Raw genomic sequence first — 21,283 nt, 5'->3', positions numbered from 1 at the left:
TAAGGTAATACTCATTATGCAAAGCAAAATGGGTTAGTGTTAGCTCTGGATAAATATATGTTATATTAATGCTTATGGGTGCTAGGAGAACAGTGAAGATAGATTACGGCATACAAATGGGGGATCAAACATTGATGGTACGGATTATAAGAAGTATAAAATCTTTGATAAACACTAACTCGAAAAAATTAGCATTTAAAATACCATTTGCCTATTTTTTAGTCATTTTGCTTACGGTGGGTTTCAGTTATGGGGTGTTGAATCAAATATCTACTAATTCAGCCCAAAAGAAAATTAACGAGGCTTCTTTGCAAACGATTACTTCTATACAGACAAACGTTGATTTAATGATTGAAAACGTAAACAATTACTCTAAAATGATATTTTCCGATCGTAATCTGCAAAACTTGTTAAGGCAGGGAGGGGTGTATTCCAATCTGGATACACAATCTAAAGTTAGCGCCTATTTGTATAATCTTATGCAAGCGGTTCCTATAATTGATTCTGTTAATATTTTCGACAATACGGGGCATCGTTTTTCCGTCGGAACACAGGAATTACCAACTTTTATGGAAGCGGACATAAAGGATGCCTCATGGTATGAGCAAGTTGTAAGTAATAAAGGGAAATATATTCTAAGATTAAATGGCAGCGGAGCTTTTTCAAGAATGGGAGCCGATGAAAATTTCGTATCTTTTATACGGTTGATTCGGGATATTGATAACACTTCTCCCCTAGGGGTGTTGGTCATTAATATCAAAGACGACGCCTTTGTACAGGCGTATTCCAATCTGCTGAATCAGAGTTCCTTTGAAATTGCTATTTTAGATGAAAATAATCATATCATCGTATCCGATTCCACCCAAGATCAACATAATTCAGTCTATAAAGAGATCCTTATGACAAACAGAGAGAGCCTGGAACAACAATTTCAGAAAAGCAATTCAGGATCTCTTACATTGAATTCTGGTTCACAGAAGTATAGAATCTCTTATCTCTCAGGTGGAGAATTTAATTGGAAATTTGTAAGTATTACACCCTACAATACAATTGATTCGCGGAATAAATCGCTTGTACTCTTGGCATTGCTTCTATTGATTATCAACGGAAGTATTTTCTTTTTTAGTTCCTTCATCATTTCGCGCAGTATTATTAATCCGATACATAAGCTCCTCCGATCCATGAACAAAGCTCCTAGGGGTAATTTTATGAAAGTAAAAGTAGAACGCAATATTTATGAATTCGAACAGTTGTTTAACGGTTATAATCACATGATTGAGGAAATGGATCAGCTTCTGACCCGAATCGTCGAAGAGCAGAAGATGATTCGTAAAGCTGAATTGAATACACTGCAATCCCAGATCAAACCGCATTTTTTATATAACACGCTGGACTCCATTACTTCGTTGGCGTTGTCTGGATTAAACGATCAGCTATGTGAAATGATTGAGGCATTGGGAAACTATTATCGTATGAGTGTCAGCAAGGGCTTAGACGTTATCACTCTCGGTGAAGAGATTGAAATGGTTCGTAATTATTTGAAAATCCAAAATATACGTTATCAGGATGTCTTTGAGGCTCAGTTCGATGTGGATGAAGACTGCCTTCAATATCCTATACCCAAGCTGGTTATACAACCATTGGTTGAAAATGCGCTTTATCATGGTATTCGGCCTAAAGGAACGAAAGGAACGATTACAATCAGCGCGCGAAGTATGAAGGATGAAGTGAGAATATCCATATCTGATGATGGTGTTGGGATGTTGGAAGAAGAGATTATGCAAATTCTTGAAAGAAAAGATCAATTAAAGAGCTTTGGATTGTGGGGAACTATGGAGCGCTTGCGTATTTTTTATGGAAATAAAAACTGTATTAAAATCGAAAGCGAATTAGGAAAAGGGATGACGATAACGATAATTATACCGAAGGGATAGATACGCAATGGAAAAATTAAAGGTTTTGATTGTCGATGATGAATATTTGATAAGGAACCTGCTTAGGATGCGCATTGACTGGGAAAAGCAAGGCCTAACTATTATAGGTGAAGCTTCCAATGCACACGAAGCTTTGGATATGGTGGATGAACAGAGACCGGACATTATTTTTACGGATATTTATATGCCCTCTATCAACGGAATTGAGTTTAGCAGGGAAGTTTTAGCAAAGTATCCGGATATAAAAATTGTTATCGTTACAGGTCATGACGAATTTGAATATGCACATCAGAGCATCAAAATGGGAATTTCTGATTTCATTCTAAAACCGATTCGTGCTTCAGATTTGCTCAATGTGATTGATAAGCTGAAAAATAAAATATACGAGGAGCGTACGCGAGATAAGGAATTAGAGAGATTGAAAGAAGATTTAGAGCGGAATTTTCCATATCTCAGAGAAAAATATTTATATCAGTGGTTAAAGGGCGATCTTTCCAAAGAAGAGATTCATGAAAAAGCGGAATATTTTAAACTGCCGATGTTCCTAAGCAAAGAGGCCTTTCAAATCGCTATTCTAGAAATTACCTCAGCATCCGTAAAGCAATCAGAGGAACAGTTGATTCTCTTGGGAATGGAATGCAGATACAAAGTGGAATCGTTCTTCCAGAACGACAATCAAGTGATTATTTTAACAGATACCCGAAACCAAATTGTAGTCATTTCATTTAACCAAGCTACGAATCTTGTCAGCGATTGTGAATCACTTATAACCAATCTGTGCGAATCCTACAAATGCTATGTTAACATCGGGATCGGGCGCAAACGTATACATATAGAAGAAGCGCACCTTGGATATCAGGAAGCATGTCGTGCGGTGCAATACAAGGTCTTTGTTGGAAATAATCAGGTTGTTTGCTTCGAGGATATTGTAGGAAACAGGGAGGCGCATTACCAGTCGAATCCAGATCGCCTTCAGCAGCTGCAGTTCTACATCAGCGTTGGTTCGGGCGAGCAGGCAATTCAAAGTCTAACGCAGATCTTTGATGTTGCTTTCTCCAGTATAGCTCAGTTTCGTCTAGCAGCGATGGATGTGATCAATGAATGCCAACGTGCTGCGATAGAGCAACAGGTCGAGGATGAAGAAGTGTCCAATAAAGAAACATGGGTCTCTATTCTCACTGCAGACAATTTACCGGAATTAATGAACCTATTGGAGAGTTATGTCCTTCACGTATCAAGAATTATTTATTCAAAAAACCAAACAAAAGAAGGGGACCTCATCAGTCAGGTGAAAGAGTATCTCGAGAAAAATTTGGATGATCCCAAATTAGGATTAGCTAGTACAGCTGGGACTTTCTTCGTCAGTCCAGGTCATTTGGGACGGCTTATGAAGAAAGAAACGGGGCAGACCTTTGTGGAGTATCTTACGAACATACGTATGAAAAAGGCGGAAAGCCTGCTGAAGAATACGGATTTAAAAGGATACGAGGTTGGTGAACAGGTTGGAATCAAGGATGCGCACTATTTTAGCATCTTGTTTAAGAGGTTTACGGGGATGTCGATGAATCAGTACAGAAACGGTAAATGATTAAGAGGATATGTTCGAATAATGAAAGGTATATGTTGGTATTTTGAATGGAGTTATCATGGTAGCTTCCCTAAACTAATACTAGAAAGAACAAATTTCATTTGGGGGGTTTATTGATGAAAGCGTTATTAAGAAAGACGATGAGCATAACATTGGCTATAGGAATCGTAGGTAGTGTAACTGCATGTTCATCCGAATCATCTGGAGGAACTCAGTCGAAAAGTGGAAGTGTTAAGTTGACATTATGGGACCAATCCGTAGGTAATACTGATCCATCTGCAAAATTATTGCCGGAAATCGTTGAGAAGTGGAACAAGGAGCACCCAGAAATTCAAGTTGTACGATCAGGAACGACTGGCGAGCAGTATAAAACCAAAATTAAGACTTCACTTGCCGCAGGTGAAGCACCTGACATTTTTTATGGAATGGGTGGAGGCAGCTTCATGCAGCCTTATATCGAATCCGGCAATGTGCTTGAAATTAGCAGCTATTTAACGGACGAAATTAAATCGAAGATGGCTCCAGGTATGTCTGAAGCTATCGAGGTTGATGGGAAAATCTATACACTGCCTGTCTATACCCATATCGCTAATCTTTTTGTAAATACTGAGTTGTTCGATAAAGCAGGAGCCAAAATTCCGACAACCTATTCAGAGCTGCTCGATGCGGGAGAGAAACTAAAGGCAGCGGGGATCACCCCAGCTCTTATTGGAGAGAAGGACCGCTGGCCCGGTATGTATTGGTACGATATGATTGCGATGCGCCAGGCAGGAAATGATGCGGTTATTGAGGCATTTAAGGATCCTTCCAAATGGAATTCACCAGATTTCGTTGCTGCAGCTACTAAAATGCAGGAACTTGGAAAAACAGGCTTCTTCAATAGCAGTATGTTCAGCATGAGCTATGATGAAATGCTTGGAGCGTTTAATGCAGGACAAGGGGCTATGATGTTTCAAGCCAACTGGGTAAATGCAGGTATCGAAGATCCTTCCTCGGCCGTCAAAGGCAAGGTCAAGGTGATTCCTTTCCCGGTATTTGAAGACGGTAAGGGAAAGAGTACTGAAATTTTCGGAGGAGCGGTGGATGGCTTTTATGTCAGCAATACCACAAAGCAACCCAAAGAAGCCGTTGAGTTTCTTATGTATCTAAGCGAGCAGCTCGGTACACAGGGCTTCCTTGCCGGAGCAGGGCTTCCTAGCTGGAACATTGACGCTCTTGATACTTCTGGTCTGTCCACACTTGATAAATCAGCAGCAGATATTATGAAAACAGCAACTTCTTTTATTGCATGGTGGGACAATATTCTCCCGGCTGATTCTGCGGAAGCTCACAAGAACTTAATCGCGCAACTCTTGGCAGGAGACATCACTCCTGATGAATTCTGTAAACAGATGGCACAGCTTAAACCAACGGAATTAAGCCTCTGATCTGTGAAAAAAATGAAGCGAGATGTGGTCAGAGACTGTCTCTGGCCACATTTTTGAGAGGAGAACCCTGATGAACTCTGTATTTTCGAACAAGAGGGCCATTGCTATATTTGTCCTGCCTACCCTCCTCATATTTTGTTCCATTGTATTAGTTCCGATCTTTATCTCCAGTTACTATAGTTTATTAGATTGGAATGGCATCGGTAAAGGTACGTTTATCGGACTAGACAATTATGTGGAAATGTTCACAGACTCACGAGCATTAAATTCCATAAAAAATTCTATGCTGTTCGCGGCAGCATCAATTTTCATTCAGTTGCCTATATCGCTTTTACTTGCCCTTATATTGGCCTCTTCGGTCAAGGGTGAAGGATTCTATCGTGCAATATACTTCATTCCAGTGCTTATCTCAACCGTTGTAATCGCGCAACTGTGGTCCAAAATTTATAATGCGGATTACGGACTTTTGAATTGGTTACTGGAAAGCGTGGGTCTTTCAAATCTGGCACAAGATTGGCTTGGTAAAAAAGATACCGCTCTTGTGGCGTCCTTTATTCCAACGCTTTGGCAGTATGTCGGCTATCATATGTTACTGATGTATGCTGGGGCAAAGTCCGTTTCACAAGATATTCTCGAAGCAGCGAAAATTGACGGAGCTTCCCGTATAAGAACTGCATTCTCCATTACCATTCCACTAATGAGGCCTATTCTGAAAGTATGTCTTGTCTTTTCAGTCATTGGTGCCTTTAAAGTATTCGATCTAATTTATGTATTGACGGGCGGAGGTCCTTTATTCTCCACTGAAGTACCGAGCACGTTGATGTATACAACTATTTTTGACACTTACAGATATGGATATGGTAGTGCGGTATCTGTTTTCATAATTCTGGAATGTTTAGTGTTTACAGTAGTTATTAATAAATTTTTTAAGACTGAATAGAGGTGAGAAAAGTGAGTACTGCAAAAGTGGTGTTGCGAAAAAGGTCGAATTATTTTGGGAAAATACTACTGCAAGTGTTTCTAATCCTTGTGGCAATCGTACAAATTTACCCCCTTATCTGGCTGGCATTTTTCTCGCTGAAAGATAATAGTGAAATATTCAGTGGTGATGTCGTAGGCCTTCCTAAGGAATTTCTCTGGAGCAACTATGTTAAAGCCTTATCAGACGGTAATGTATTAACTTATTTTTTTAACAGCGTGTTGGTAACGTCTGTATCCATTATTCTGGTACTGATTCTTGCTTCTATGACTGGTTATGCCGTCGCGAGGATGAACTGGAAATTCAGTGAATTAACGATGACCCTGATCCTCCTAGGGATGATGGTGCCGATTCATGCGGCCCTGCTGCCGCTGTTTATGGTCCTGAAGAACTTACATTTGCTGAATACTTATTGGTCCTTGATTATTCCTTATGTTGCTTTTGGTATCCCTTTGGCCGTGTTCATCGTCAGTAGCTTCTTTAAGGGACTTCCCCGTGAATTGGAAGAATCAGCGGTCATTGATGGATGCGGCATTTACAGAACGTTCTTTTCCATTATGTTGCCGCTTATAAGTCCTGCTATTGCAACGGTTGCGATATTTACATTCCTATCTTGTTGGAACGAGCTCATGTTTGCGACTACGTTCATCAATGACTCACTCTATCAGACTTTAACAGTGGGTATGATGTCCATGGTGGGTACCTATATCACACAGTGGGGGATTATTGGAGCGGGGCTCATGATTGCTACGATTCCAACGATTGTAATCTACTTGTTGCTCAACAAACAGGTACAGAAGAGTATGATCGCAGGCGCAATCAAGGGATAAGGGTTAAAAAAATAGAAGGGGGATCTTTTAATGAATGCTACTATTACTGTCAACACTGATCAGTCGTGCGGTACGATCAGTCGTCATATTTATGGGCATTTCGCCGAGCATCTTGGACGTTGTATCTACGAAGGGATCTGGGTAGGCGAGGATTCGCCGATTCCTAATACCCGTGGTATTCGGAATGATGTTCTAGAGGCGCTGCGAGGTCTTAGCATACCGGTGCTCAGATGGCCGGGCGGGTGCTATGCTGATGAGTATCACTGGAAGGATGGCGTTGGTCCACGTGAGGCGCGCAAGCATATGGTTAATACGAACTGGGGAGGTGTTGTGGAGAACAATCACTTCGGTACCCATGAATTCTTCGACCTTTGTGAACTGCTGGACACGGAGCCTTATATCTGCGGAAATGTTGGCAGTGGCACCGTTCAGGAGATGCAGGAGTGGGTGGAGTATATGACCTTTGACGGCGAATCACCTATGGCCAAATGGCGGAAGGCTAATGGCCGGGAGAAGCCTTGGAAGCTCAAATATTTTGGCGTCGGAAATGAGAATTGGGGTTGTGGCGGCAACATGCGGGCGGAGTACTACGCCGACGAATACCGCCGTTTCCAAACGTATGTCCGTAATTACGGACATAATCAAGTCTATAAGATCGCTGGCGGTGCTAACGTTGATGATTACCACTGGACGGAGACGTTAATACGTGAAGCCGGTGGACTTATGGATGGTCTCAGTCTGCACAACTACACGGTGCCTGGAGGATTTGAGATCAAGCGGCCGGCGACTGGCTTTGATGAAGCGGAATGGTTCGAGACCATGCAGCTCGCGCTCCAAATGGACGAGCTCATTACCCGACACACGGCGATCATGGATCAACACGATCCGAAGAAACGTGTGGGCTTAATTGTCGACGAGTGGGGTACCTGGTTCCAAGTAGAACCGGGTACAAATCCTGGCTTCTTGTACCAGCAGAACACGCTGCGTGATGCGCTTGTTGCGGGACTGCATTTCCACGTCTTCCACCGTCATTGCGACCGTGTCCACATGGCGAACATTGCCCAGACAGTCAACGTACTACAGGCGATGATTCTAACGGAAGGTGATAAGATGTTGCTGACGCCGACCTATCACGTGTTCGAAATGTTCAAGGTGCACCAGGATGCAGAGGCGCTCGCGATTCACTTAGAGATTGGCGAATACCGTGTGGGCGATGAATCTCTTCCGCAAGTCAGTGCATCGGCTTCGAAGCGGCCTAATGGAACGATCGACATCAGCCTTTGTAACATCGACCCCCATCACCAAGTAGATATATCTCTAGGGTTACGTGGGTTGGGAGGAATGTTGAATGTTAGCGGCCGGGTACTGACGCATACAGATATGAATGCTCACAACACATTTGGGCAACCGGAGAGGGTGAAGCCACAGTCATTTAACGGCGTTACGAGTGTAAGTGACGACGGTTTACTGGCAACGCTGCCGCCGATGTCCGTGGTCGTGTTAACACTCAATTAAGAATTGTGCGCTTAGATGCGGCGTTGACATGGCATTATACCGCAGCAATAATGGATGTACATGAGCATTTATAGGATGTGAATCGGAAGGAGTAATATAATGGCTAAATTATCATTAGTTCATAAGGTCCCAACTCAGGAAAAGGTAGTCGCTTTTACGTTCGACGATGGGCCGCATCCATTATATACGAAAGAGTTGTTGGATATCTTCCATAAACATAATGGTAAAGCGACTTTTTTTATGATCGGTCAAGAGCTCAATATGTACGAGGCTATCGCAGCACAGGTTCATATGGCCGGACATGAGATTGCCAATCATACCTACTCCCATCCTGATTTGACAACACTGACTTTAGACGAAGCAAGAGCTGAATTGCAGCGGGCGGATGATACGATTCGTAAAGTGACGGGAACGCATGTATCGAACTTTAGACCACCTTTTTTTGGTGTTAACGATGATATTCTTAGGCTTGCTGCAGAATTCGGATACCATTCGATTGGCGCTGTAAACGGTGAGGCGAAGGATTGGGAACAGCCCGGTGTCGATTTTATTCTGGATCATACGAGACCAACCATCGAAAATGGAAGCATTTTTTTGTTTCATGATGGGTATGGCGAACGAGCTCAAACCATTGAAGCTGTCCGGATATTGGTGGAAGAGCTTGATGCCGAGGGTTATCGATTCGTGACTTTAAGTGAGTTGTTTGGAATCGCTGATCTCCAGCTATAAAGATTAGTCGAAGGTAAGCATAATTTCCAGACGCTGTTGTCTCCGGATTTTCTGGATGGTCTCGTTTTTAGTGATCAATGATTCCTTCATAACCTATTAACAGGGCCCCTTCCCCGATTTTATCCAGGAAGGGGCCCTGCTTTGTTGTGTAATGGCTGTACTCTCTGCTTGCTTGGGAGTGGATTTTCACCAAATCTGAATCTTGTGTATGAGCCGGGTCTCACGCTTCCAAAGCATCTAAAAAAACCTCACCCATTCGAATTGGGTGAAGTTTTTTAAATTATACGTGGATTTACTAGATTGATGTATTATCTCTTTGTATTTGGATGTTGTGTGGATTCCCGAACGATCAGATTAGACGGAAGGAGAATTTCAACAAAAGGCTCATCAGGATGGTCAATACGCCAGAAGAGCTGTTCAACAGCTTTACGTCCAAAGTAAGACAAATCTACATTCATCGTTGTAGTCAACGGTGTTGTTATTCGTGACAATTGTCCATTATCGAAGCTGACAATGGATACATCTTGGGGAATTCGATACCCAAGCTTGTACACAACGGAATTGATCAAGAATCCAAATCCGTCATTGACACAGAACCATGCCGTAGGCTGCTTATCGAGCGCTTGTACAGCGTTGAATACATCATCCATTTCTTCTATTACACGATCGATTACCCATATCGGGTTGTATTCAATTCCAGCCTGGTATAGAGCCAGGCGATAACCTTCTAAGCGCTCGTAATAGCTTGGTGAGAATTGTATATTGCCGATGAAGCCAATACGGGTATGTCCCAATTCAATTAAATGCTGTACTGCAGTAAAAGCGGCATAGCGATTATTGGTTAGAATACTATCGGCCTTAAGATCAGGGTGATGGTGATCAATTAACACGGTGGGAATACCTGTATTGGTCACTGCCTGAATATAAGGGTTCGTAATATGGGATAGGATCAAGACCCCTTCTACAGATTGATCCAATAATATAGGAGGCAGGATTAAATTCTCAGAAGAATGCTTATCAATAGATTGAATAACCATACGCTTATTCCGCTTCGCTGCTTCCTTCTCAATGCTCAAATAAATTTCTCCAAAAAAGTTTCGTTTGGAAAATGCAAATTCCGATGCCAAAATGGCAAAGGTTCCTACTTCTTCTTCAGTGCTTTTACGCCCTCTCGAATAGATGTAACCCATCTCATTCGCTGCATCGATAATTAATTGCCTCGTTTCTTCACTGACACCGTCTTTACCGGACAGAGCCTGAGAAACAGAGTTCTTCGATATATTTAATCGATCGGCGATATCTTGCATAGTTACCTTCACCTTCATGCGAAGATACGTCCTTTCTAATAAAAAGTGTAATGAATATTCTTCCATACTGTCTCTCATAATACTAAAGATTATGCTGCAAAACTACATTACAATTCTAAATTATTATAACATTACAAAATTATTTTGTAAAGTTAATGCATATAGAATGTAATTGTGTCTGTTATATAAAAATTCGAAGAACAGGTTGACAATTTCGCTTAAAACTATAATAATAGCAATTGTAACGCTTACAAAACTTGAAATTAAGTAATTTTGTAACGTTACAAAAATTGATTTATAGATTACTAAATGCTGTACGAAAGTGCATCTATACTTTAGGGAGGTTTTATTTTATGAAGAAAAAGCTTGCAGTATTAATTTCACTTACGCTTGTGTTCACGATTCTTGCTGGTTGTGGATCGAAGAGCAGTAATTCAGGCACATCAGCAGATGGAGTAACAACCATTGAGTTCTGGGCTGCGCCTAACCCGACTCAACAAGCATATTGGCAGAAAATCGCCAAGGAGTATGAGATTGTTAACCCTAAGGTGAAAATTAACGTAAGTGCGATCAAGGAGTCCCCTACTTCTGAGGCAAGTATCCAAGCCGCAATCGCGGGTGGAAGCGCTCCGACGATGACTGAGAATATTAGCCGTGGTTTTGCAGCACAACTTGCGAACAGCAAAGCATTAGTTCCATTGGATACAATTGCTGGTTTCAATGATATTGTGACAAAACGTAATATGACCAAAACGATTGAGCCTTGGGAATTTGCCGATGGCCATCAATATGTTCTTCCAATCTACTCCAATGCAATGTTGTTCGGATGGAGAACGGATATTTTGAAAGAAGCTGGTGTGAACGAAGTTCCAAGAACATACAGTGAAGTGATTGAGGCAACGAAAAAATTAAAAGCAAAATACCCGGATAAATATCTTTGGGCGAAACCTGACTTAGCAGACCCTACCTCTTGGAAAAGATGGTTCGACTTCTTTATGCTGTACAATGCCGCTTCAGATGGCAACAAATTCATTGAAGGCAGCCAGTTTGTTGGCGATGAAAAAGCTGGTGTAGACGTTCTTACTTTCGTGGACAATCTTCGTAAGGAGAAAGGGCTGCTGTCTCAGAATGTAACAGAACCTTTTGAAAATGGAGTGGGCGTATTTACGGATGTAGGACCTTGGACATTCAGCACATGGGCTGAGAAATATCCAGAGCTTCAGTACAAGGAGAACTTTGAAGTAACATTGCCTCCTGTACCTGACGGTATGGATCCAGCGAATGCAAAAACATTTGCGGATGCTAAAGGAATTGTTATCTATGCATCGGCAAGTCCAGAGCAACAAGCTGCTGCAATAGAATTCATCAAGTGGGTATATTCGGATGACCAAAACGATGTTGCCTTTTTCCAAGAAACAAACTTGCCTCCAGCACGTGATGATGTAGGTACAAATGAAGTGTTTAAACCAGTATTTGAAAAAACGCCTGTATTGCAAGAGTATGCAAAAGCAATCCCGAATGCTGTTCCATCCATGGACAATCCGAAATTCAACGAATTGCAAACCTTTATTGGTCAAGAGGCCTTTAACAAAATCGTTCGTGGTGAGATTGATCCGAAAACGGGTTGGGACAATATGAAGAAGGCGATTGAAGGGGAACTTCAATAATGATTGAAAAAAATAATAATCGGTTAGGCTGGCTTTTTGCCAGCCCTTACCTTATTTTTTCGACTGTGTTTTTCTTGGGCCCGCTTATCTGGTCTCTATATTTGTCTTTTACTAACTGGGACTTGATTTCACCAACTTATGATTTTGTAGGATTCAAGAACTTTACCAAAGCATTAGGCACACCAGGGGTAAGATCGGCATTTTGGGTAACGTACAAATTTATGATCGTATTTGTACCGATTGTCACAGCCATGTCGCTTTTTGTAGCGGTAATTGTAAAAGGCTTACCTAAATTAAAAACCGTATTTCTTATTGGATTTTTCTTGCCTTACCTATCCTCAGGGGTTGTTGCATCCCTTATTGTTAAAGGTTTTTTGTCACATACAAGTCCTGTTCAGACGTTTCTAAGGGATCGGTTAGGTCTTGATATTGACTGGCTCGGCGGATCTTTCTCGGCATTGTTCGTCGTTGCGATGATTATGGCTTGGAAATTTACAGGTTACTATGCGTTAATTCTTACTTCAGGTTTAGAAAGCATTGATCAGGAAGTATATGAAGCAGCGGCAATTGATGGCGTGAAGGATAGCCAAAGGTTCTGGAAAATTACGTTGCCTTTGCTTTACCCTGCGATTTATACAACCTTAATTTTATCCTTTGGTGCAACATTCGGTATCTTTACTGAGGTCTACCAATTAACAGGCGGCGGACCGAACTATGCAACGAATACATGGCAAATGGAAATATACAGTCAAGCATTTAAGAACCTGCAGGCAGGTTACGCATCAGCTATCGCGATTATGGCTGCGGTTGCGACATTTATATCTATCTTCGTAATCCGAAAAATTCTGGAAATGTGGGGTAAGCGCAATGGTTGGGTCTAATTCAAACATCAAGCTCCGGCTGTCGATCCGCTATCTGATTGCGATCGTACTGCTCGTGATTATGGTATTCCCCTATTTATATATGGTATTGAACTCACTTGCAGATTGGTCACAGGTAGACCGGAAGCTGATACCGACGAAATTTACGCTGCGCTCGTATCAATGGCTCTTTACAGGTGGTGAGACCGGGATTACAAGACCATGGATTCACGCCTTCTTTAACAGTGTGTTCGTTTCCCTGGTATCTACAGCCTTAATGATGATGTTCGCGATTATGGTCGCTTATGCGTTGGCGAAGCTGAAATTCCGCGGGAGAGACTCTATTAACAACTTTGTGTTGTTTCATATGTTCTTTCCGGCAATCATTCTGATCATCCCTAACTTTTTGATTATTCAAAAAGTAGGACTGTTCGATACGTATTGGGCGCTCATTATTCCCAAGGCGATGAGTTTATGGGGGATCTTCATGTACACCAACTTCTTTAAGGCGGTACCCGACGCTTTCATTGAAGCTGCCAAGCTGGATGGGGCATCCGATTTCAAAATCCTGTATAAGATTATGATGCCGATGTCGAAGTCCATTACGACCGTTGTATTCCTATTCCTGCTAATGGAACGCTGGACAGAGCTCCTATGGGATATGATCGTCGTCCGAAGTGACGGGATGTTAACATTGAACGTTTTATTATCTCAGATGTTCGGTCCGTATCAATCGTATCCGGGTCCGATGTATGCCGGTGCAGTGATGCTCACCTTGCCAATCATTATTTTGTTCATTATTTTCGGCAAGAAGTTCCAGGAAGGCATGCAATTTAACTTGAAATAGGTCTGCACAGGAGGGGTTATCGGTTGGAACAGCCGTGGTGGAAAGGGACGGTATTCTATGAAGTGTATATGCCAAGCTTCTGTGATAGTAACGGGGATGGGATTGGTGATTTCGGCGGTCTTACTTCCAAGCTGGATTATTTGCGGGAACTTGGCATCGGAGGGATTTGGCTAACGCCGTTCTATAAGTCTCCAAAAGTAGATAACGGGTATGACATTGCAGATTATTGTCAGATTGATCCAGACTTTGGAACGATGGAAGATTTCGAACGGTTTATTCAGGAAGCGAAGGCTCGCGGGATCAGAGTGATTGCCGATCTTGTCCTGAATCATACGTCTTCAGAGCATGCATGGTTCAAGGAATCCCGATCTTCAAGGACGAACCCGAAGCGGGATTGGTACATTTGGAAGGACGCTGTGAACGGCGGCGTACCTAATAACTGGGAATCGTTTTTTGGTGGAACCGCGTGGGAATGGGATGCTGCAACAGAACAGTATTACTATCATGGGTTTGCGAAAGAACAGGTCGATTTGAACTGGGCGAATCCCGAAGTTAAAGAAGCGATGAAGGATGTTATGGCTTATTGGCTGGGCAAAGGCGTAAGTGGCTTCCGGTTAGATGTTATCAACTTCTTATCGGTGTCCGATCAATTCCCAGATAACCCGATGGATGAAGTAACGGGTGAGCAGAAGCATGTACATGACCAGAATCAAGATGGAATTATGGATGCCATCGAGGAGATTAGCAGGTTTGTTCATGCGCATAGCGGAATGTTCATGGTAGGTGAAGTCGGCTCTGAAGATATGGACATGCTGAAGCGTTACAGCGGAACGGGTAAGTTTGATGTGGTCTTTAATTTCAATCTGGGAAGCCAGAAGGAATTTAGTCCAGAGAATTTGTTCGCCGAGCTTAAGACGATGGAGAAGGTGCACCGTACAGATCAGATTCCAACGTTATTCTTCGGTAGTCATGATATGGACCGCGTAATTTCGCGTTTTGGTGAAGGGGACGCGGAGATTGAGCAAGAACGGGCCCGCCTTATGGCAACGTTGGCCTTGACCGCAAAAGGGGTACCTTTCTTATATTTCGGTGAAGAGATTGGGATGCGGAATTTCGTAGCCCATAAGCTGGAAGATATGCGGGACATCCAAGGATTGAAGGCATATGAAATCGCACTACAGCGGGGGATAACCCGGGCGGAAGCCCTAAAAATTGCGAATGCAAAGGGAAGAGATGCGTCCCGCTCTCCAATGCAATGGAACGCAAGTCCACATGGCGGGTTTACGTCAGGAACACCATGGATTGGCATGGGCCCGAATTATCAGCAATTAAACGTGGAGTCCGAATGCAATCAACCGAATTCATTATTACATTATTATAAAAAGCTTCTCCACTTGCGCAATACACAGGATGTATTTCAATTCGGGGATTATGACGTGCTGGAACGCAGAGGCAATCTTATTTTATATGTAAGAACATTGAAAGAACCCAATACCAGAGCGCTCGTAGCCTTGAATTACGATAATCAGAGCATACAGATTGATCCTAGTGAGCTGCTGGATGGGCAAGCAACTAATATATTGTCAAGCCGCCGAGACATAGTGAGCGGTACAGACTTGGTAACTCTGTTGCCGAATGAAGCCGCAATATGGATGCGTGCGCCGCTATTATTTGACTAGAGAGGAATTTTATTATTATGAAACTGCTCAAGAATGCTGTGAAGACATGTGAACAACTGCTCATGGAATACGCGATGAAAGAAGTATCCGTAACCAATACACAGAAATTAACATTCACAGGTGTAGATCATAAAGATGTCTACAATATTACAGCTCCATTCCAAGATGAGGGTGAGTGGGTGATTGCGGGTCGGGTTGAATCCCGTGACAGCGAGCATTCCGATGTCGTTTTTTTTGTCGAACGTGATGGACAATGGGTACCCCGTGAAGGAGCGCCTACCCTTGAACTTCAAGATCCTTTTTTCACGAAAATTAATGGCGAATTGATAGTTGGAGGCGTTCAAATTTATCCGCATCCTGTAAAGGCTGATGCCTTAATGTGGCGTACAGTATTCTACCGCGGAAAGAACATCGCGAGCTTAGAACCATTCTTTAAAGGACCGGATGGCATGAAAGATCTGCGCCTAGTGGATCTGAAAGATAGCATCGGAGTACTGACCCGCCCTCAAGGAGATAAAGGAGGACGCGGTAAAATCGGCTTTACCCGCATTGCATCGTTAGAAGCGTTATCCATTCCATTGATCGAAGAAATACCGTTATTGGATGGACAGTTTGTTGATGAAGAGTGGGGCGGTGCGAATGAAGCACACTTGCTAAAGAACGGACTGCTCGGTGTTCTTGGGCATATCGCATCTTTTGATGATTCGGGCGATCGTCACTATTACCCGATGGTATTCGCTATCGATCCGGCAACAGGTGAGTACTCGGATATTCAATTAATCGCTGTACGCAATCAGTTCTTGCCAGGCGTTGCCAAACGTCCTGATTTGGAGGATGTCGTGTTCAGCGGAGGGCTCGTACGTCATGAGGACGGTACAGCTAATATATATGCAGGAATCAGCGATGCGGAAGCACAACGAGCAACAATCCCTGATCCTTTTGCTCAATTTGAAAAATTATAAGTATGAAATCCATTTGGTTAAGGGAGTTTTTACAACATGAAAATCTATCGTTATGAACAAAATCCACTTATTACACCGGCGGACGTTAAGCCGTATCACGATGACTTTGAAGTGATTGGTGCATTTAATGCCGGTATTGCTAGCTATAATGGTGAAATATTAATGTTTCTCCGTGTAGCAGAACGCCCAATTAGCAAGGATCCAAAAATTGTGAAAGCTCCGATTTATAATCCGGAGACCAATGAATTGGATATTTTGGATCTGAATACAGATGATGAGCGCTTCGACTTCTCTGATCCGCGTGTGATTAAGAATAAATCCGCTAGTGCTACATTTCAGTACTTGACTTCATTATCTTATATCCGAATCGCTCGAAGTAAGGATGGACATCATTTTACGGTGGATGAGAAGCCATTTGTGTACCCTTCCAATTCACTGGAGACCTTCGGGGTAGAAGATCCTCGGGTAACCCAAATTGGGGATACCTACTATATTTATTTCTCGGCAGTCTCCCCTGTGGGCGTTGGAGAATCGCTGGTATCAACTAAAGATTTCGTGAATGTAACTCATCACGGCATGATCTTTGGGCCGGATAATAAAGACGTATTGATTTTCCCAGAGAAAATTAACGGCAAATATTATGCATTGCACCGTCCAACGACGAAAAGCACGGGAAATCCTGAAATATGGATTGCAGAATCAGACAATTTATTATATTGGGGCAATCATAAGCATCTAATCGGTTTGCGTGACGGTATGTGGGATAGTGGCCGGATTGGCGGCGGTGCGGTTCCATTCAAGACCGATAAAGGTTGGCTGGAGTTGTATCACGGGGCAACACTGGAACATCGTTATTGCATGGGAGCAGTTTTGTTAGATCTAAATGACCCCTCGAAGGTGATTGCGCGCTCCAATGCTCCTATCATGGAGCCGGAAGCGGATTATGAGAAGAACGGATTCTTCGGCGATGTTGTATTCTCTTGCGGTGCACTTGTGGAAGGCGATGTTGTTAAAATGTATTACGGAGTCGCTGATACATCAATGGCTTGCGCAGAACTTAGTGTACAAGAAATTTTAGATAGCTTGATATACGTATAACAATAAAACGTCAAAACCGAAGTGGTTTTGGCGTTTTAATTTGGGAGAGAGGATGAAGAGAATGAACATTAAATTAACTGAAAACTGGAAACTTCGTGATTTTCATGTGGGGGAAGCCCGGGATCTTGAAGTTGCATCGCCAGAGTTTATTGATTATTTCTGGATGACCACCTCAGTGCCCGGTGACATCCATACGACGCTTCGTGAGAAAGGCATTATTGATGATCCTTTCTTTGGCCACCAAGATCAGAAATGCCGTTGGATTGAAGAAAAGGTATGGTGGTATCGTACGGTCTTTTCATACGATTCTGATCTTAAACCTGGTGAGAAGATGGAGCTATTATTCGAAGGGTTAGATACCTATGCAACGGTATATCTCAACGGTGTGGAGCTTGGATCAACAGATAATATGTTCATTAGCCATTCATTTGATGTAACCCGTGAATTAAATAAAGGGAAAAATACGCTTGCCGTAAAATTTGATCCTATTCATGTACACGCAGGCGATAAAGTCCAATATTATTGGTCGGGCTATAGTAAGAAGCGGATTTGGACACGTAAAGCGCAGAGTCATTTTGGCTGGGACTGGGGTCCGCGTCTGGTCTGTGCAGGCATATGGAAAGAGGTAAAGTTGATCAAACGGCGTCATGCACATTTAGATCATGTGTTTGCCCGTACAACTTCGATAGAGGGTCAAGTAGGTGTTATTGATGTGGATTTATGTGCACATGCCTTTGATCGCGGATGTTCGTATACGGCGCGTGTGGAACTATTAGACGGGACGGAGCATGTTGCGGAAGCGAATGTCGCTTTGGACAGAGCTTCAGGGATTACAGTTGACGGGGCGATTACAGCGCGTACGCTTCATCATTCAGTTACCTTGCAGGTGATGGATCCAAAGTTATGGTGGACCCATGATCTAGGAACGCCTTTCTTATATCATCTACGCGTTACGTTATTTGCTGATGGGGAGCTAATAGATACCTATGAGCAGCCATTTGGGATTCGAAAGATCGAATTGATGCAGCTGGATGAAGAAGGGCGCCATGCTTTCACTTTTGTATTGAACGGCGTAAAAGTTTTTGCTAAAGGTGCAAATTGGATCCCTATTGATAGCTTTATTGCGAACGTGCCAGATAGCCGCTATATACATCTGCTTCAGATGGCCAAGGATGCCAATATGAATATGATTCGCGCTTGGGGTGGAGGCATTTATGATCGGGATATTTTCTTTGATGAATGTGATCGGTTAGGAATTTTAATCTGGCAGGACTTCATGTTCGCTTGTGCGTTGTATCCAGATTACAATCGTAATTTCATGAATAATGTTCACCGCGAAATTGAGCAGGTCGTAAAACGTCTTCGCAGTCGTACGAGCCTTGCTCTATGGTGTGGGAATAACGAGAATGATTGGTTGTATGAGGCACTGTCCTCTAACGGCGAGATCACACATCCCTTTTATGGAGAAAAAATTTATCATGAGCTCATGCCCGCAGTACTAGAGCAACTCGATCCCACACGAACGTTTTGGCCTAGCTCGCCTTTTGGCGGCAATGATCACAATTCACGTGATGTGGGCGATACCCATAACTGGCAAGTCTGGCATGGGAATAATGAGCCGCGTCAGTTTGGTGAACCGCAGACACAGGATTATAGTGTTGAAGGGATATCGTTCAAACGATTCAAGTCAGACTTCACGAAATTCGCCAGTGAATTCGGTTTACATGCGGCTTCCAATCGTTATACTTTAGCGAAAAACATGCCGGACGATCAGTTCTTCTGGGATAGCGATGAAATGAAGTACCGTAATAAAGATGTCCATTATCCAAAGGGCATTATGCTCATGGAAGGTTATACTGGAATTCCGAAGGATATCTATGAATATATTCAATTCTCGATGCTAACCCAGGCAGAGGGTTTAAGGTATGGCATTGAGCATTACCGCCGTAATAAGCCGGATACGAGCGGGGCTTTATTCTGGCAGTTCAATGATTGCTGGCCGGGAACGAGCTGGTCTGTCATCGACTACTATGGTTTACCAAAGGCGAGCTACCACTATGCGCGTAAATTCTTTGCACCGGTACTCTTATGTGTGGATCATGATCCGAATGGACCGCTGCAGCTATGGGCTCTCAATGATCGCCGCGAAGCTTATCAGGATGAGGCTGAATTAACGATTTATCGGATGGATGGTACAATTGTATATCAGCGTGCATTCGATGTTACCGTTGAGGCGAATAGTAAAGTTAATTTTGCCAAGTTAACTGAAGCTGAGGTACTGCAACAGCATAGCCCGCGCGAGGTTGTGGCTGTACTTCGTTCGAAGAAGATGGCGACAGAAGATTATGTACTCTATTTAAGAGACTATAAGGACATGAATTTTCAACCTGCACATATTCAGATCTCTGTGGATGAAGCGAAAGGACATATCCGCTTGATCACAGATCTTGTGGCACGGATGGTGATGATCGAACTAGATGCACCCTGGGTGATTATGGACGATAATTTCTTTGATCTGATTCCGGGTGAGGAGAAGACGGTTCGTGTGCATCATGTGGATGCCGGGGCACTGCCTTGGGAAACCTTACGTGTAACGGCAATGAATGATGTGGGTTTACAAAAACTAGGAATTAAGGAGATGAGCTAAGATGAAGGCGGCTGTATTTCAAGGAACTAAGCGCATTGAATTTAAGGACTGGGAAGCTCCGGCTGTTGGCTCCAAAGAAGTTAAACTTCGTGTGAAATGCTGCGGGATCTGTGGTACAGATCAGCATATTTATCATGGATACCCAGGGTCTGCGGAGGTGACAGCTCCGATTGTGTTAGGACATGAGCTTGCGGGCGAAATAGTGGCTGTGGGTGATGAGGTTACGACCTTACAAGTGGGGGACCGTGTATCGGTTGATCCGAACATCTATTGTGGAAACTGTTATTTTTGCCGGAATGGAAAAGTGCATTTATGCGATAACTTGCAGGCTGTTGGGGTGACTCGAGACGGCGGCATGGGCGAATATTGTGTTGTTCCTGTAGCGAACTGTTACTTGCTACCTGATGAAATGAGCTGGATCGAAGGGGCAATGATTGAACCTTTAGGTTGTGTGCTTCATGGCTATAAGAAGCTGGATATCCGTAAGGCACACCAAGTCCTGATTATCGGCGGTGGTTTTATTGGTCAATTGTTCTTGCAGCTCGTCAAAGCTGCGGGTGTTAAAGGGATCATTGTCAGTGAGCCGGAAGTGTTCAAACATGACCGATTAGTCGAATTAGGTGCGGATGAAGCCGTATCTCCTACAGCAGAAGGCGTGATGGAAGCTCTCCATCATCAATTTGATATTGTGATCGAATGTGTAGGCCGGGCGGATTCCATGGAGCTGGCGGTTAAGGCATCACGTAAGGGTGGACAAGTCTTAATGTTTGGAGTTGCTTCCCCGGACACGTTGATTCAAGTCTCACCATTCGAAATTTTTACAAAAGAGTTGAACATCATGGGCTCTTTCATTAATCCATATACACATGAGGAATCGATTGCGTTAATTGAGAAGGGGATCGTTCAGATTGAGTCGTTGATTAGCCATCAGTTTTCGCTGAAAGATATACCGGAAATCATGGGCGAATATCCGAAACTGCGTGTTTCTAAAGGGATTATTGTGCACGAGAGGTAGTATTTAATCATAGTAAGCGTACAACAACGATGACTGTTGGCTATTTGCCATAGGTCATCGTTTTTTTGTGGGCAAAAACTGGCTGCGACGAGGTCTCTCTTTATAAAATATTGAAATTAATATTCAGTTGAGAATCCCTTCACTATCAGTTTACGATTCAGAGTTAGAGTTAAAGGAGGCCATGAGAAAAAGGAGCTTT

Annotated in this window: 16 protein-coding genes; 15 read left to right on the top strand and 1 reads right to left on the bottom strand. The window is 43.0% G+C overall.

All coding sequences use genetic code 11. The annotated features are described in order from the left end of the window. Positions 1-257: 257 nt before the first annotated feature. The 7 genes from NYE25_RS13005 (at position 258) to NYE25_RS12975 (ending at position 9,002) form a co-directional block, all read left to right on the top strand. The gene (locus NYE25_RS13005) at positions 258-1,934 is read left to right on the top strand and encodes a sensor histidine kinase (RefSeq protein ID WP_341146066.1); all 1,677 of its coding nucleotides are present in this window, start codon (positions 258-260) and stop codon (positions 1,932-1,934) included. Positions 1,935-1,941: 7 nt separating this feature from the next. Then, positions 1,942-3,522: a response regulator gene (locus NYE25_RS13000; protein WP_341146065.1), complete on the top strand. Its 1,581-nt coding sequence runs from the start codon at positions 1,942-1,944 to the stop codon at positions 3,520-3,522. 116 nt (positions 3,523-3,638) lie between these two features. Continuing rightward, entirely contained in the window at positions 3,639-4,949 is a 1,311-nt protein-coding gene (locus NYE25_RS12995) for an extracellular solute-binding protein (RefSeq protein WP_042130025.1), read from the top strand. Between the two features lie 70 nt (positions 4,950-5,019). Beyond that, positions 5,020-5,889, top strand: a complete 870-nt coding sequence (locus tag NYE25_RS12990) for a carbohydrate ABC transporter permease (RefSeq protein ID WP_042130024.1) — start codon at positions 5,020-5,022, stop codon at positions 5,887-5,889. Between the two features lie 11 nt (positions 5,890-5,900). After that, positions 5,901-6,758 (top strand): carbohydrate ABC transporter permease, encoded by an 858-nt coding sequence (locus tag NYE25_RS12985; protein WP_341114379.1) that lies wholly within the window; start codon positions 5,901-5,903, stop codon positions 6,756-6,758. Between the two features lie 30 nt (positions 6,759-6,788). Continuing rightward, entirely contained in the window at positions 6,789-8,273 is a 1,485-nt protein-coding gene (locus NYE25_RS12980; RefSeq protein WP_341146064.1) for an alpha-N-arabinofuranosidase, read from the top strand. A gap of 99 nt (positions 8,274-8,372) precedes the next feature. Next, positions 8,373-9,002: a polysaccharide deacetylase family protein gene (locus NYE25_RS12975; RefSeq protein ID WP_341052449.1), complete on the top strand. Its 630-nt coding sequence runs from the start codon at positions 8,373-8,375 to the stop codon at positions 9,000-9,002. 308 nt (positions 9,003-9,310) lie between these two features. Here the strand turns inward: NYE25_RS12975 and NYE25_RS12970 are convergent, their stop codons facing one another. Then, positions 9,311-10,327 carry a LacI family DNA-binding transcriptional regulator gene (locus NYE25_RS12970; protein WP_341146063.1) on the bottom strand — a complete coding sequence of 339 codons (1,017 nt, stop codon included), beginning with the start codon at positions 10,325-10,327 and terminating at the stop codon, positions 9,311-9,313. A gap of 335 nt (positions 10,328-10,662) precedes the next feature. Here NYE25_RS12970 and NYE25_RS12965 point away from each other — a divergent pair, with 335 nt between their 5' ends. From NYE25_RS12965 to NYE25_RS12930, 8 genes are all read left to right on the top strand, one after another. Beyond that, positions 10,663-11,976, top strand: a complete 1,314-nt coding sequence (locus NYE25_RS12965; RefSeq protein WP_341146062.1) for an ABC transporter substrate-binding protein — start codon at positions 10,663-10,665, stop codon at positions 11,974-11,976. 2 nt (positions 11,977-11,978) lie between these two features. Next, a complete protein-coding gene (locus tag NYE25_RS12960) occupies positions 11,979-12,857 on the top strand; it encodes a carbohydrate ABC transporter permease (protein ID WP_188114673.1) in 879 nt (292 codons plus the stop codon). Further along, entirely contained in the window at positions 12,844-13,683 is an 840-nt protein-coding gene (locus NYE25_RS12955) for a carbohydrate ABC transporter permease (protein WP_076284699.1), read from the top strand. The genes NYE25_RS12960 and NYE25_RS12955 overlap by 14 nt, the downstream gene beginning before the upstream one ends. Before the next feature lie 23 nt (positions 13,684-13,706). Continuing rightward, positions 13,707-15,362, top strand: a complete 1,656-nt coding sequence (locus NYE25_RS12950; protein ID WP_341146061.1) for an alpha-glucosidase — start codon at positions 13,707-13,709, stop codon at positions 15,360-15,362. Between the two features lie 17 nt (positions 15,363-15,379). Further along, positions 15,380-16,324: an MTP-1 family protein gene (locus tag NYE25_RS12945; RefSeq protein WP_445667131.1), complete on the top strand. Its 945-nt coding sequence runs from the start codon at positions 15,380-15,382 to the stop codon at positions 16,322-16,324. A 36-nt stretch (positions 16,325-16,360) separates the two neighbouring features. Next, positions 16,361-17,422, top strand: a complete 1,062-nt coding sequence (locus NYE25_RS12940; RefSeq protein WP_341146060.1) for a BtaManbiosPhlase — start codon at positions 16,361-16,363, stop codon at positions 17,420-17,422. Between the two features lie 67 nt (positions 17,423-17,489). Then, positions 17,490-20,069, top strand: coding sequence for a beta-mannosidase (locus NYE25_RS12935; RefSeq protein ID WP_341147722.1), 2,580 nt, complete (start codon positions 17,490-17,492; stop codon positions 20,067-20,069). Between the two features lies 1 nt (position 20,070). Next, on the top strand, positions 20,071-21,084 hold the full coding sequence (locus tag NYE25_RS12930; protein WP_341146059.1) for a zinc-dependent alcohol dehydrogenase family protein: 1,014 nt from the start codon (positions 20,071-20,073) through the stop codon (positions 21,082-21,084). Positions 21,085-21,283 lie beyond the last annotated feature (199 nt).

It is taken from the genome of Paenibacillus sp. FSL E2-8871 (genome assembly GCF_038000345.1).
In the GTDB taxonomy this organism is placed as follows: domain Bacteria; phylum Bacillota; class Bacilli; order Paenibacillales; family Paenibacillaceae; genus Paenibacillus_AQ.
The sequence above is the reverse complement of the archived record's forward strand: the minus strand, read 5'-3'. Positions and strand labels throughout refer to the sequence as shown.